Annotated in this window: 12 protein-coding genes; 1 reads left to right on the forward strand and 11 read right to left on the reverse strand. The window is 54.3% G+C overall.

Translation table 11 applies throughout. From position 1 onward, the window contains the following. Genes eboE through ACMGDE_RS02015 form a run of 5 tightly spaced genes read right to left on the reverse strand, consistent with a single transcriptional unit; the run spans position 1 to position 5,214 of the window. On the reverse strand, positions 1-1,221 hold the full coding sequence (gene eboE / locus ACMGDE_RS01995) for a metabolite traffic protein EboE (protein WP_436831077.1): 1,221 nt from the start codon (positions 1,219-1,221) through the stop codon (positions 1-3). A 1-nt stretch (position 1,222) separates the two neighbouring features. Further along, positions 1,223-2,386: a 3-dehydroquinate synthase gene (locus tag ACMGDE_RS02000; RefSeq protein WP_436831078.1), complete on the reverse strand. Its 1,164-nt coding sequence runs from the start codon at positions 2,384-2,386 to the stop codon at positions 1,223-1,225. Positions 2,387-2,403: 17 nt separating this feature from the next. Then, positions 2,404-3,288, reverse strand: coding sequence for a UbiA-like protein EboC (gene eboC / locus ACMGDE_RS02005; RefSeq protein WP_436831079.1), 885 nt, complete (start codon positions 3,286-3,288; stop codon positions 2,404-2,406). 11 nt (positions 3,289-3,299) lie between these two features. Beyond that, positions 3,300-4,280 (reverse strand): TatD family hydrolase, encoded by a 981-nt coding sequence (locus ACMGDE_RS02010; protein WP_436831080.1) that lies wholly within the window; start codon positions 4,278-4,280, stop codon positions 3,300-3,302. A 10-nt stretch (positions 4,281-4,290) separates the two neighbouring features. Beyond that, positions 4,291-5,214, reverse strand: coding sequence for an EboA domain-containing protein (locus ACMGDE_RS02015; protein ID WP_436831081.1), 924 nt, complete (start codon positions 5,212-5,214; stop codon positions 4,291-4,293). 133 nt (positions 5,215-5,347) lie between these two features. Between ACMGDE_RS02015 and ACMGDE_RS02020 the strand changes: the two genes are divergently transcribed. Beyond that, the gene (locus tag ACMGDE_RS02020; protein WP_436831082.1) at positions 5,348-5,935 is read left to right on the forward strand and encodes a DUF937 domain-containing protein; all 588 of its coding nucleotides are present in this window, start codon (positions 5,348-5,350) and stop codon (positions 5,933-5,935) included. Between the two features lie 67 nt (positions 5,936-6,002). On the opposite strand, the gene ACMGDE_RS02025 is transcribed toward ACMGDE_RS02020, so the two are convergent. The 6 genes from ACMGDE_RS02025 to ACMGDE_RS02050 form a co-directional block, all read right to left on the reverse strand. Next, complete coding sequence (locus ACMGDE_RS02025; protein ID WP_436831083.1) at positions 6,003-7,649, reverse strand: glycoside hydrolase family 32 protein; 1,647 nt, start codon at positions 7,647-7,649, stop codon at positions 6,003-6,005. A gap of 22 nt (positions 7,650-7,671) precedes the next feature. Beyond that, on the reverse strand, positions 7,672-8,793 hold the full coding sequence (locus ACMGDE_RS02030) for an NAD(P)-binding domain-containing protein (RefSeq protein ID WP_436831084.1): 1,122 nt from the start codon (positions 8,791-8,793) through the stop codon (positions 7,672-7,674). Between the two features lie 11 nt (positions 8,794-8,804). Further along, positions 8,805-9,896 (reverse strand): SGNH/GDSL hydrolase family protein, encoded by a 1,092-nt coding sequence (locus ACMGDE_RS02035; RefSeq protein ID WP_436831085.1) that lies wholly within the window; start codon positions 9,894-9,896, stop codon positions 8,805-8,807. Between the two features lie 65 nt (positions 9,897-9,961). Then, a complete protein-coding gene (locus ACMGDE_RS02040) occupies positions 9,962-11,224 on the reverse strand; it encodes a beta-galactosidase (RefSeq protein ID WP_436831086.1) in 1,263 nt (420 codons plus the stop codon). Positions 11,225-11,244: 20 nt separating this feature from the next. After that, positions 11,245-12,987: a hypothetical protein gene (locus tag ACMGDE_RS02045; RefSeq protein WP_436831087.1), complete on the reverse strand. Its 1,743-nt coding sequence runs from the start codon at positions 12,985-12,987 to the stop codon at positions 11,245-11,247. A 21-nt stretch (positions 12,988-13,008) separates the two neighbouring features. Further along, on the reverse strand, positions 13,009-15,063 hold the full coding sequence (locus ACMGDE_RS02050; protein ID WP_436831088.1) for a glycoside hydrolase family 71/99 protein: 2,055 nt from the start codon (positions 15,061-15,063) through the stop codon (positions 13,009-13,011). Between the last annotated feature and the right edge of the window lies 1 nt (position 15,064).

Here is a 15,064-nt window from a genome sequence, read left to right on the forward strand (position 1 = left end):
TTAGCGCTGTTCATTCAATTGATCAAGCACCCAATTCAGTTCCCGCGAAATGGAATCCGCGATCGGAAGCTGCAGGTGCTCGGGCAACACGGCCCACGTGTAGGTTTCCACCTCGAGGTGAGGGGTAAGCTGCCGTTCCCGCTGGAGATCCAGTACCTGTTTGATGTCCGATTGCGTGGATTTCAGCACCCCCAGGTCTTCCAAAAAAATCGGCACATGGAAATGCGAACGCCACTCGGTCGCTTGCTCATCAAAAAGCCTGGATTGTGCATCGGGCAGGTCCTTGAAACGGACAAGGCTTCCATTCCGCTGCCTTGCAATCACCTGGTGCAGGTAGGTCGGCTCATCGAACGCCATGAACGCCTCTCCTAGCAACTGCCGGGCCGCGCGGTCGGACGGCATCGCCGCCTTGATGGCTGCACTGATCTGAAACTTGCCGATTTGGATATCCTGCCGGGCCAGCGCTTCCACCACGCGGTCGTGCTGTTCATACCCCAAGGCAAAATGGCAGACATCATAACAAAGCCGGATATGGTGTTTGAGTGCCTGCTCCGCCTCGGAAGCCGTCATTCCGAACTGCTTCGATAAGACGGCTATCCCCGCAGGTACCAGCTCACCTTCGTACCAGGCGATGAACTCCGCTCCGCTCTCCAGCACACCGTCCGGCTCGGGTTCGATATCGAGGTGCAGGGCTTTCCCCTGTTCGCGTTGCAGCTGTACCAAGTGACCGGCAACGGCAATGATCTGGCGGGTGGCATGCGCCCGCATCGTTGCCCACTGCTGCTGGGTAGCGTTGTACCCGTGCCGATAAGCCAGCGGTGAAGTGGATATGCCGCCCTCCATCCGTTCGGGAAGCAATCGGGCCAGGACGTCGAACATCCGCTTGGTATAGTCGAGCCGCTCCGCTGTCGTCCAATCGGGGGCGTGCACCCGTGCCTTCACCACCGCATCATGGAATGCGCCAAACGGAAAACCGTTCATCGTAAACACATAAGCGTCTACCTCAGCAAGCCAGTCCTTCAATTCTGCCAGGTTCCGCTCAGCGGTCAGCGACCGGCTTGCCAAATCCGACAGGCGTAGTCCCAAGCCCGTCGGATGGTTGGGGGCGGTTGTTTTTTTTACCTGCGGAAAATGGCTCTTTAACAGTTTAAAGTGATCATCCCACGTTTCTCCGCCGTGGATATTGGTACAATACGTCAGGTGTCCGAATACGGTCAACATATCAGCTGTGCATCATGACCTGCTGCTGCAAGGCTGATGCCCCCCGCAGGATCAGGTCGTTATCCAACGCATGTACTTCCACTCCTTTGCCGATGGCCTCCAGCAGCATGACGGTCAGTTGCCCGCCCAGGTGCTCCCTGAATTCCTCCAACCCGGCTAGCAGCGGATGGCGGCCATTATCCGCCTCCAAGAGCGGGTGGAATATGGGCAGCCCCAATGCCTGCAACACCTCCACAATGCGTTGGGCATCCGCTGCCGGCAAGCGTCCGGCAAGGGATGAATATACGCTATCCAAGGCAATGCCGATGGCAACCGCTTCGCCGTGCATCACCTCAAATGCCGAAAGCTGCTCCAGCTTGTGGGCACTCCAATGGCCGAAATCCAATGGTCTGGAGGAGCCGAATTCAAACGGATCGCTTCCTGCGATATGCTGCAAATGCAATTCGGCACACCGGTAAATCAAGTGGCCCATCGCATCCATATTGCGGTCGCGGAGCTGTGCCGTATGCTGCGCGATCCACTCGAAGAAATCCGCATCTTTGATCAATGCCACTTTCACCGCTTCCGAAATGCCCGCAATCCATGCCCGGTGGGGTAATGTTTGCAGGAACAACCGATCATTGAAGACGGCTACAGGCGGACTGAACGTGCCGATGAAATTCTTTTTGCCCCGGTAGTTGATGCCGTTTTTCACCCCCATTCCGGAGTCGTTCTGGGAAAGCACGGTTGTCGGTATCCGGATGTGGCGTATCCCCCGGTGTGCGATGGCGGCAGCATAGCCTACGGCATCCAATACCGCGCCGCCGCCGATGGCCATCACGTACGAATGGCGGTCAATACCATGCCGGTCCACCGCGTCGATCAGGCGGTCTACTACCGTGGGATCATTCTTCGCGGTTTCCCCGCCCGGCACCATTACTATTTCATCCACTAGCTGTACGTTCGCCAGGCCCTTGAAATAGGCGGTTATGCGCGCCAGCAGTCCCGCATGATGCGCTGCCAAGCCCTCATCCACCACGACCAATAATTTGGGCGTCGGATCCGCAGCCCGGTGTTCAAAAAACTGCGCCAACAACGGGTTGTCGGCAGCGAACACATCCGTTGTAAAGTGTATGTCGTATTGGTATGTAACCGTAAACGATTGTTTAATCGATTGCGTAATCATGTGAAAAAAGTTGCCTGCTAAGTAACCGAAAACAATTTTGATAGCCAAATGGATATTGGGAAAAGTGACAGAACAAGGAGGGTAAGTGGCCAACTACCCGCCGCCGCTGTCCACGCCGCATTCATGAAGATCAGGCCGAGCACACCGTGTTTGACCGCCTTGCGGATGTCCGGCGCATCCTGTGTTTTGACGGCCCTCATCAATGGAGGGTAAATGAATAACGCGAACGCGGCTAACATCCCTAAACCCAGACCGATCTCGCCCCTGAACACACCGAAATAGGCAATCAATCCGATTACCAGCGCATATAACCCCGCCGAAAGCAAGAGCGGCATTTTTTTGCCGCCGTGTACCTCACCCCGGCTGATGGTGGTCACCCCAGCGATGTAAACCACGGGTATGAAGGCAAGGAACCACGCCTGTTCAAGAGCCGGGATGGCATAGCTGATGCCTAACAGCAGATTCAGCCCGCGGCAAAGCCCCATCGCCACAGGTCCCATGACCGCGTGATGCTTCGCCCACCGGTCATATACCAAACACATCAGCACAATGGCAATGGCAATTCCCCCGGAAACAACCCCGATCAGTCCAGCGGCCAACACGCCGACGGCAAACAACGCCGTTCCCCAATAGACAGCATGAAGTAGCGGCACCCGTCCGCTGGGTATCGGGCGTTCCGGTCGTTCTTTGGCATCCAACGCCGCATCAAACACATCATTGAACACCACCCCACCCCCATAGAGTCCGGCAGTCGCCAGTGCCAGCAGCGCCAGCGTAGGCCAGGATAATGCCGTAGATCCATTGCCCAGGTACAGCATGGCAATGGCGGCCCCGGCAAGCACGTCCGAAATGGCCGTCATGACATTGGCGGGCCTCATCAGCTGCAAAAAAGGCTTCAACATCCCCACGCCCTTCAGGAAATGATGATCGAATCCGCATCCCTGCGGGGCTGCTGACCGCCGCGCAACACCGAATTGCCTTCGAACTTCTGCGCTTGGTCGATGTTGATTTTTTCGTTGAGCAGCTGTTCATCCAACTGTCCGCTTTGGGAAAAGGCCGCAATCGCATTCGTGTAGCACACCGATTCGATGTCTTCCTTCGCGACGCCGCTTTTCACCATCAATGCCGCCGTCTTGGGCACCGCCAAGGGATCGCTGATCCCCCAATCGGCGGCGGAATTGACCATGATGCGCTCGGCGCCGTATTGCTTAACGATCTGCACCATGCGTTCGTTGCCCATTTTGGTAAACGGGTAGATGGTAAACGCCGCCCAAAAGCCCCTATCCAATACCTCCCTCACTGTTTCCTCCGTATTATGGTCAATGATGACCATGCCCGGATCAAGTCCGTGTTCCAGGGCAATATCCATGCTGCGGGATGTGCCCTTGGTCTTATCGCGGTGCGGTGTATGCACCTGTACGGGGAGCCCGGCCTCCTTGGCGAGTTCCAATTGCAGGCGGTAGTATTTTTCCTCGGCAGCGGTTTGGTCATCAAAGCCGATTTCGCCAACGCCGACCACGCCATCCTTATAGATGAAGAATGGCAATAGTTCCATCACCTGCTCGGCGAGCGCTTCATTATTGGCCTCCCTGGAGTTGAGGCCAATGGTGCAGAAATGCCTGATGCCGAATTGGGACGCGCGGAACCGCTCCCATCCGATCAGGCTGCTGTAATAATCGCGAAAGGTATCGATACCTGTGCGCGGCTGTCCCACCCAAAAAGCGGGCTCGATGAGGCCCACCACCCCGGCATCCGCCATCGCCTGATAATCGTCTGTCGTCCGTGAAACCATGTGTACATGCGGATCGAAAAACCGATACCCTTTTACCAAATCCAACTCCAATGCCACACGTTGCCCCATGGCCGCGCGATCCTGTTCGTGATAAGTGCACATTTCGATATAACTAATGATGATCGTATTTTTCAAATCCTTGCGGCCAGTCTTCCCAAGGAGTATCCGTGGCGTCTGACCATTCCATCGCCTCGTCGTTTCCGTCGATGTAGGCCACCGCCGGGTCAAAGCCGCTTTGTTTAAAGGCGTAAGCAATGGCCTTCCGCTCCAGCAACGCCTGGCTTTCCTTCAGGACCTGCGCCATCAAATGATACGCCCGTTCATCCATAAAGGGGGCCACCAGTATCCACAAGAGCGGGTCGATTTCCCGCTTTGCGGCATAGCGTTCGTACGCATAGTCAACCAGCGCCTGGGCAAGCCGGGGGTTATTCCGTGGGACAAGTCCAATGATCTCCAGAATGTTTTCTTCCGTAAAAAATGCCTTGAGCACCAGCTGGTTCCAGGCACCTTCGTCTAAGAAACGGCTCGGGTAGGGATTGTGTAGCATCACCGCCTGCCGGGCAGGTCCCACATTGCTCCGAATGCCCTCTTTGCAGCGCGATTGCCATGCTTCGGGATAGTGATACACGGGAAGCGCCGCATACAACGCCGCAAGCTCCTCCATTTCACCATAGGCAAACAACTGTTCAATCAATTGGACGTAAGCTTCCTCCTCCAGCTTGGGAATCGCCATCAGCACCCAAACCCGCGCCAGCCTAACCAGCGGCCAATGGCTGACCAGCAAAGGCAGTTGGTGGCTCCCCTGGCTTATCGCACCAAGTGAAATGGGCAACATCTTATTAGCGGATCTGATCTGCCGCGGAAGCGCGGTAAACGACCGGGCCACCCTGCCCGGTTGAGGGTCGGCAGCAACCTGCGCTACCTGCTCGGATAACCATTCCCACTCATCCCGCTGTATATGCTGTTTTATCGTATCTCCAATCACGTTGCCCATCGCCCTACGGGCTTCCTGCGAATCTCCTTGTAAGCGATCCATAAACACATTCCTTTCGTTCTGAAAATCAGCCAAACTTAGCTAAACTTGCCTATAAATACAAGTTAACTCTTTCTAATGATGCCCGTATTCCAAAAGAAGTTGCTACATTCGTACTAAACTAATTTCATTCACCATGGATAATATCATGAACCTATTAAACGGCGGTCTGGGTAAAGACGTTGTTGAGGGAATTACAAAGAAAACAGGTACTTCGGCACAGGAAACACAAGCAGTGGTCAGCAGTGCGCTGCCGGCATTGCTTGGCTCCTTGCAAAACAACGCCAGCAGCTCCGAAGGCGCCCAGGGCATCCTGAATGCGATCACGTCCAAACACGATGGAAGCATCCTGGATAACCTATCGGGCTTTTTCGACCAGGATGACACGTCTGACGGCGACGGGATCTTGGGCCACGTGTTGGGCGACAAGCGCGGAACATTGGAAAACTCCATCAGCAGCAAAACCGGCGTGTCGGCCAGCAAGGTATCCGGCATCCTCGCCATGTTGGCACCCATCGTGATGGGATACCTCGGTAAGCAAAGCCGCAGCAGCAATGTCAACGACGGCGGCGGGCTGAGCGGTATGTTGGGCGGGTTGCTCGGCGGCCAGTCCGGCGGCAATATCCTGGGCAGCTTAGGCGGCTCGCTCGATCAAAACGGCGACGGCAAACTGGGCATCGATGATGTCGGCGGGTTGCTGGGCGGCTTTTTCGGGAAGAAATAATGGATAAAGCCCACTAACCGAATGAACAGACGGAAAGTGGGCTTTATCTTCCACCCGGTGTGCAGCGTCAGTTCCAGATGGATGCTGCACGAAATACTTCCAGGTTCTTTACTTCGATATTGTTCCCCCAGAAGTGGAATCCTTCATCGTTATTGCTTTCGGGTTTCCGTTCCATCGCATAGGAGTATGCACCGCCATCGATAAACACCTCAATACTGGTCCTATCGATATAGATATCGGCTGAAATCTCCATACTGGTCAGATCCTCCGGTGAATAGAACACCCCGTTCAGCGTATTGGGGTTCAGGTCATAATCAACGATCCGCTGCCCGAAGAGGTTGAATCCGGCGTTGGTAGCGTGCGACAATTTTATGGTGGCCTTTATCCGCAAACGATCAACATCATCAAATTCGTTCAATAGCTCGTTCGCTTTGTCCGACGTAAGGCCCTTCCAATGCTGTGCCAGAGCAAAGAGTTGTTCGGTCTCTTTTACCGGCACATTGAATACCCGCGGACCGTTTTTCGTGGTCCGCAGGGTCAGTTCCGTGGGCAGCAGCATCATGCCGTTAAACGGCATACCCGGATGGCTTATCCGCCCCCAACCGATCTGCACACGGCGACCGTCTGGCATGTCGGTGTAGGTTTGCGCCGCATAGATCGACCCTGTGGTATACTGGTATTTTCCTGCCTCGGGTGTAAACTGCTTCCCGTCAAACGAGCCTAACATGTACGTTCCAGAAGCGCCATACATCACCCATTTGGTGTTGCTGGTGTCGCCATCGATCGGCAGTTCAAACAGTTCGGGGCACTCCCAGAATCCCGTTACATGGCTTTCGTAGTTCCATTCCTTGAGGTTTGCAGACGTGTATATCGAATGGCCGTCGCGCTCATTCAGCACCATCACCCAGTGATTGCCCGGCTTATACCAAAACACTTTCGGATCGCGCGTGTCTTTGCTGTTCCACACGGCCTTGGAGTCGATCACCGGGTTTCCGTCATACTTCGTAAACGTACGTCCGTTATCGAGGCTATAGGCGATACACTGCACCTGCTTTTCGGGGCTGTCTGCGGTATAGGCCACCACCATCGCCGGCGTGTTGCCGTTATTGTAACCAGCGGTGTTTGCGTAGTCGATCACGGCAGAGCCCGAAAACATCGTGCCATGTTGGTCGGGAAACAAGGCAACCGGCAATTCCTGCCAATGGATCAGATCCTTGCTCACGGCGTGCCCCCAATGCATGTTCTCCCACTCGCGTTCATATGGATTGTGCTGATAGAAGAGGTGGTATTCTCCGTCATAGTAGATCAGGCCATTCGGATCATTTATCCATCCGCGCCGGGTAGTGAAATGGAACTGTGGGCGGTTTTTCTCTTCATAAAGACTGTCTTGCCCCGCGATGGCGTCGTCCTGATAAATATGATCCAATCCCTTTTCATTACCCTCATAGGTGATTTTAATCGTTTTGCCCTTCAGGTCTGATACATCCTTAAATACCCAATAGTCGGCTTCATCCGGAGCAAGGCGTATCACCACCGATAGATCGGGTTTACCGTCTACCTGAAACGTCATGCGGGACCTATCCTCTTGGTGCGATACCGGAAAATTGAGGTATTTCTTGGTGATTTTGATTGCTAGCTCTTCTGCCGATATGGAAAAGATACACCCTACAAGCGCCATACTGGCCGTGAATACCCTTAGTGTGAATGGTTTCATATGCTATTTTGATTGGTTTGTTTCATTCCGTTGACGATGATTGTGCGCCATCAATACCCAGGTACTCCATCAGTTCAGTAGCTGCCGCCCTGCCCGCGCGGTTGGCTCCAATAGTGGATGCTGAAGGACCATAACCCACCAAGTGAATCCGGGAATCTTTGGCCACCCTGGTGGCCAGTCGACCGGCCATGGTGATGCCCCCATTGGGTTCACGCAGCATCAACGGCATGAGGTGGTCCAGTGAACTGCGAAAACCGGTGCACCACAAGATGACATCAGCCTTTTCCGCAAGACCATCTGCCCAGCGCACCCCATCTGCTGTGATCTCGCTGAACATCGGCAACCGCGTCAACACGCCGCGCGCTTGCATGGATTCGATCGCTGGTGTCACGGGCAACCCCGTGACGGACACGACCGAACCGGGAGGCAATCCTTTACGCACACGGTCTTCCACGAGGGCTACGGCGGCGCGCCCCGCCCCCTCGTCAAACGGTCCTTGCCGGAACACCGGAGGTCTTCGGGTGACCCATGTGGTCGTGGTTACCCGCGAAATTTCATCAAGCAATTGTATGGCCGATATGCCCCCGCCAACGATGATCACATGCTTGCCGACGAATGCATCAGCCGCTTGGTAATCTTTGGTATGCAGCTGAATACCCTTAAATAAGCTGGCCCCGGGATATTCGGGAATATACGGCGTTTCCCACGTGCCCGTGGCGTTGATAATGCCCCGTGCTGAAAAATAACCCCGATCCGTTTCGATACGAAAACGTCCCTCCCGTTCGCATACCACGTTCACCCTGACGGGCCGATACACGATCAGGCCGAATGTTTTTTCATAGATTTCAAAGTAATGCGGCACGGCGATATTGGCCCGCACTTCGGGGGTGTTGCCCTCCACGGTATCCGAAAAGGGCAAACCCGGCAGATCATGGATCCGGTTTACGGTACTCAAGGTCAGCGAAGGCCAGCGGTATTGCCAGGCGCCACCGGATTGGGGCGATTGGTCTAAGATGACAAAATCACGCCCTTGGTTCAACCCACTTTTCCGCAGGTAGTACGCTGCGGAAAGACCTGCCTGGCCGGCCCCGATGACCACAATACCGGTTTTATAGCGCAGCGTGGCTGCAGATTGTGGGGACATAACGATCCTGATTAAATACCGTATTTCCGAAGAATCTCCTGCACCGTCGGCCTGATCTTCTGTAACATTCGATCAAAACCCAAGTCGTTCGGATGCGTACCATCGGTCGTGCCCTCATGGTCAGCGCCTAACAAATTTTCTGCCGTGATCAGGTAAAGATCATCATCCGCGCGTTGGAGCAGAGCAATCTCTTGTTCGAAATTGGCATTCTGCGCAGCCACCCGCTTGGCAATCCCCTCATCGAAATTTCCGCCCTCGCGAACAATACTTTGAATGGCGATAATCGGCACGCCGGGATGCCGGGCGCGGATGGTTTTCACCAGATTGGCCGTACGTTCGGTGACCTGTTCCGGAGAAGAATTGGGCACACAATCCAGGATAAACGCATCCATGGGCATCGTAGCGATCATGTCGGCCACCGTAGCCTCCATCTTTGCATTGCCACTCACCCCCAGATTGATGATGTTGTAGCCCGTTTCTCTCGAGAGTCTTGCGGGGTAGGCCAGTCCGGGTCTACTGGCGGAAGCTCCATGCACGATACTGGAGCCATACACGACTATATTTTTGCGGAAGGGGTTTGGTTTGGCCTCAAGGTCAGCGCCTTCCTCCACACCGATTTGCAGGGAAATCGTCTCGTCATAAAGCGGAAGATACAGCAGGCATTCCTGATCAACCTGAGCCATATTTTGCACCATCACCGATTCGCTGCAATCACTCGTACCCGGCCGGGCAACGCCGGCATATTGCCACTGCTCATCGCGCTTGATATACAGATCCATTCCTTCGTGGGCGATGGCGGTCATGTTGTTGCCCGGCTTGCGCGGACTGGTGCACCACTTGACAGCAATCTGGGAACTGTTTGTGCTGAAACTGATGGCTAAACCGGCCGAATGTGTGAGCAGTTGCTTTACGGATGGGGGTATCTCCCGAAAGGCAGCCGTATCCACCCGATGGAAATAGGGTGCTCCGGGCAGGGCTTTTCCGATCAGGGTGAGATGATGGGCGTCTGTATATTGCAGTGGTTTTTTAGGTTGGGCAAAAGCGTGAATCGCGCTGCAAAACCAGGCAAGCAACAGTAGGCGGTGAGCGAATGACTTGATCATGTTAGCTAAGTGGTCTGTTTCGGCATTAAAGATAGCAAAAACTCGCCAAGGAGATTGTATTCGTATTACTCCAATTGGTAAACGAGCATATCTCCCGGAGCCACCAGCTGTTCTTCTGAGAAACGGGAGGCCGGTACTAAGCGGCCGTCCTTCAAAACCTTTTTGACCCCACTTTCAAAGGCCAGTCCCAGCGCCAGGCGTTGCTGAAAATCCCGATTGACGATTACCAGGTATCGGTGTCGACCATTTTGCAATTCCGAAACAATGGCCCCGGCTGACGGCCACTCCCTACCCTCTCGGGCATTGTCTATCGTGTCTAATATTTCCAGGCGGGTAACCTTGGCCGACAACACGGATAAGCGGGTAGTATGCAGGGGAATGTGGTGACCCGTGTGGCGCACCGTTCGTACCTCAGCACCCAAAAACACCGGTGTTAACGCTTTTATTTCCTGATTCAGCGCTTTTAGTTCGTCGTAAACATCGGTACGCTTTCCGTCCAGTCCGATGGGGCCGTGATGGAAATTCCAAGCGTCGTTCTTACCGGGGGTCCAATAGGTAAAATATTGCAGGCCCTGTGCACCATAAGCCAGGTTGCTGAATTGTTGCAGACGCATCTGGGCAATGTCCGGAATGGGATAAGGCTCATGAGCAACGGTCAGCGAAAACGCCCAAAAGGGTCTTCCGGCCTTCTTTGCTTCATCCGAAAAAATTTCGAGGTTTTCATAATAACTCGGCCGCAGGGCATAACCGTCTTCCGTTTCCACCACCGGGTAATGGTCAAATGAAAGTATTTGAGTGGGGACTTCTTCAATATAGCGGCGCACATACTCCCGGTAGCTGCTGGCTTTCAGTCCATCCAAACTGGCATAATTTGGCAAGAGATTGATATAGCAGTAATGTGCATCATCCAATTCCTGTATCTTACGCGTCCACGCACCCAAATCCGCAAACGCAGCGGTATTCGGTTCATCGACCAGGTGATAGCCTGCTAGGGCGGGATGCTTCATGAAGCGCTTTACGGTAGCCTCCGTTTCGGTATACAATTCGGGACAGGAAATGGCGATTTTCACGCCGGCCTCCTGTGCCGCATCCAGCGCCTTTTGCACCGCATCCGCATCGGGATAGGGCGTATACGATTGATTCATTCCGGTCTCTTTCAGTTCCCGGAAACGGGCGGGACTGGTCTCTTCGGGTGGGATGCTGTACCACGCGAGTATGGGCATGTCGCCCACAGGTGCCAATCGAAGATCGTCACCCTGGGCGGCTTTTTGGTTAGCGATGCAGCCAACGAAGAGCCATGCCAAAAAGCAATAAAAAATGTTTTTCATCATCGCTTACGTTAGTTCATCTAAAACCGCACCAGCACATTAAACCGGCCCCCGGGTGCCGCATCTCCATTGACATACCAGTCGAGCGGATCTGCTTTCTGCATGTTGTCAGACCACTTCAATTCCAGCGTTACATCGCTGGCCGGCAAACCAAGCGCGGCGAACGGCACGGTGATCATCAATTGATTGCCGGAAACCTGATGGCTCACGGCACCGATGTGCTGCCAGGAGCCATTCACATAGCGCTGGAGGTCATTGCCGCTAACGATTCGAAAATCGTAACCCAACCAACCGGATTGATACGACTGGTCTACGTTTAGCCAGAGCGTCATCCAATTATCGCCCAAAACCGGCGTAATAGTGTTTGCTGTTTTGGCGTAAAAATAAAGCACCTCATCGCTTGCGGCTACCTTGAGGGTTTCGAAATCGTTGCGCCCGGTTTCATTTACATAGGTCACCACGGGATCAGACTGGGCCCCTGGGTGATGACGGTGCAGCACATCGCCGACGTAGTCGGTGTAGGCGGGCACTACTTGGTCCCAATCAGCCCAATTGCCGATCGGTGCCCGGATGCCGGATGCGGGCACCGTATCCGTCCCTTTATAGTAGCGTATATTGCTCACCATCTGCATGTAATAATGATCTTTGAGACCATCGGTCAACGACGGCTCGATATCCCGGCTATATTCGGCATTGGCTTGGTCTACAAACAGCGCTTGGTTCTTGTCGCCTGTGCTGCGCCGCCATTTGCCGGCAATCCATTCGTTCCAGCCGGTAATGAAGATGAAGGGGACATTTTGCTGCAAGGCGAAATCCCATTGCTCCTGCACGTTGTATCCATACCAAAGATCTTTTGCGGGGTCGCCGGGTGAACCTTGGCGATAACTCCTGCCCCAATTGCCCGCTTGTCCGTGGAATGCCGAGCCGCCCATTGAGGCGTCTAAGTTGGGGTGTTGCGCAGTGGAAACATTGACGATCTCCCGCTCGCCTTGGCGATTGGAGTAAACCTTTTGCGGACGCTGGAATTCAATCCAGGGCCACCCGTTTACCTTCTGGGGTTCATTGGGCCACTGCGATTCCCGGATAGTGAAAAACGCGGCATAATCACGCCCCGCCGCTTCGGGTGACAGGCCGATGATCAGCGGTTTCCCTTCCAGGTAAAACCAGCAGTCGGGGTAGCGATGCGGTGCACCCGCTTTGTAGTAGTTATTATAGATCTCTTGCATCGCCTCGCCCGAGGCAGTATTGGTATAAAAGACGAGTTTAGGCGGTTGTTTCCCCTGTTTCCGGATGGCGTCCATCGCCCTCATCAGCGCATCGGACTGTTGCGGATAGGTCAGCCGGTTCGTCGCGTCGAGGACCAGAAAATCCACGCCGGCATCCGTCAGCAACTGCATGTTTTTCAGGTGTACCCAATAATCATCGCCCCGGTAATAGCCATAGATGGATTCGCCCCAAAAGTAATACTTGCCCGGCAGACCCGCGCCACCGCCCCAGCCGGGATGGTCGAAATCCTTGAAAACCTCCGGTGTTTTGGCATATAATTCCGTTAAGTCCCAATGCTTTTCAGACGTAGGCGATGCCTTATCGCCCTGCCACAGGAAGTAAAACAAGCCCACGTGCCGGTCGGCCTTCGGTCCTCCCGTTTCTTCATATTGCGGCAACACGCGTCCCAATTCATCCATTCCAGCAAGCGGCTGGGCTGCCACCGGCTGCATCACGAAGGCGGCTACGACGCCCGATAATAATATGCGTAAAATCATGTCTATAATTCGTTAAAACCGCTACCGCTGCCAGATGCAGCGATAGTTAAACCGGCGGTTGGGCGCGGTATCCCCGTCCACGCACAGCGAAATCGGGTCTACCAGATCGGCCGCATGGTCGCTCCATTTAAAATCAAAAACGAATTGCTTGCCGGTAAGGCCAAGCAATTTCCGCGGGATAGCCAATTCCAATTCGTTGCCCGCATACTGATAAGGCAGGTCCGATACGTGCGACCAAGGATTCCCGGGACGCTGCGCATCATAGCGCATAAGCGTGGTCCGGGATTTGTCTTTCGCGTGCTTATTCACGAGGAAATCATAACCGTACCAGCCCGTTTCAGGATCATTGTCTGCATCAATGAGCAGGAGCATCCAGTTGTTGTCCGTATGCGGCGATAAAGGACCAGCAGACTGCACGTAGAAATAGACCGCATCACGGCCGACTGCCACTTTAGAGGTTATCACATCGTTGCGGCCGGAGTTGTTTTGGTAATGATTCCCACCGTACCCCTTGTAGTCCCGATGGAATATGTCCCCTTTCGTATCACGGTATTCCACCGTTGCCTTGTCCCAATCCCGGTAGTTGCCGTCAATTACCATTTTGCTGATTCCCTGGAGTTCAGGGATGGGACGCACACCCTTATACCGCCGGATGTTCTGCGCCATCTGCATGTAATAGTTGTCGGTATATCCGCCTTTCATAGGTTGTATGGCCCTATTGAACTCGGCGTTATACTGATCGACGAAAAAGTAAGGACTTTCCCGTCGCATAAAATCGGTCGCTTTCCCTTCAGCAGGGTGATACTTGCCGGCCGTCCATTCATTCCAGTCGTTGATGTAGAGAAACTGCGGATCGGATTTAAGCGCTTCCTCCCACCGTTCCTGAAAATAGATGCCGTACCCTTCGGGATGATCGACCGTCTGCTTCAGCCAAGGCACGTACGTCGGCTCAGGAAGATCCTGCTCGGTCAGCGGAGGCTCACCCTTCTCGCGGGTCCACGATTTGCCCACCAGGCTCGATGGGTGTTGCGCAGGCGTGACCGCTGCCTCTTCTTTCACGCCGCCGTGCGTGGAAAGCAAGCTATCGGGATGCATGGCGCGCACTTTTTCATTGCCCAAGTCGTACCCAAAACTCCAGTTATCTTCGGTGCCTACAAATCGCTGGCCTGCCCATTTATAGTAACCCCACCACATGGTGCGGAGGGTAAAAAAGTCCTTGACCTCCTTGGTGTAGTCTTTATAGAATTCCTCCGTATAATCCGGGTCGCCGTAGTGCGGGTGGTTGACGTCTGTTTTGGCCGCCGGATCGAAATGCGGATTCGGCTGCTTGGTGTCTTGGCCATTGGCATCGTACTTGGGATTGCCGTTGTATAGCAATAGGGGCTTGCCATCCCATTGAAACCACAGGTCACGGAACCGGCCCGCTTTGTAAATACGATCGTAGAGATCCTGCACCACCGTAATCACCGGTCCGTTAAACGCCCAGAAGCAAAATGTCGGCACTTGATTGCCTTCGGCTTTCATTTCCAGCATGGTGTTGAAAAGCACCTCCCACTCATCCCAGTACCGTACGGCATTCGTCACATCCATCACCAGCACATCCACTCCGGCATCCGCCAACATGGAAAGGTCTTTGCGGATCACATATTCGTCTTTGCTCAAAAAATAGCCCATCTCCGGTTCGCCCCAATGATACGACCCGCCCTGCCAGCGCTCGTGCTTGGCATCCAGCCGCGCCGCGGGGTCAGCCGAAAGGATCTTGCTGACATCTGCCGTGTATGGACTGGGCAGATCAGCATTCCCATCGCCATGCCACGTGATGTAAAAAATGCCGACGATCCTACGCTGATCCGTCTTTACCGGTCCCACCGTCTCATAATCCGGCATGGTACGGCCCAAAGCGTCCGACGCCACCCAGGTATCCGCAAAAAGATCCCGATACCTCCCGTCGGCATCCGCGGTATCCCGCGCAGCAATCAATGGTTGCTGGCCGCTATGCGTCCCAGCCGATAAAAAGACCATCCCGATCAATGTCAACAGGTAACCGGCTAACCTGCCGTGCGTAGTTGCTTTCATA

It is taken from the genome of Parapedobacter brassicae (genome assembly GCF_051400755.1).
Taxonomy (GTDB): Bacteria; Bacteroidota; Bacteroidia; order Sphingobacteriales; family Sphingobacteriaceae; genus Parapedobacter.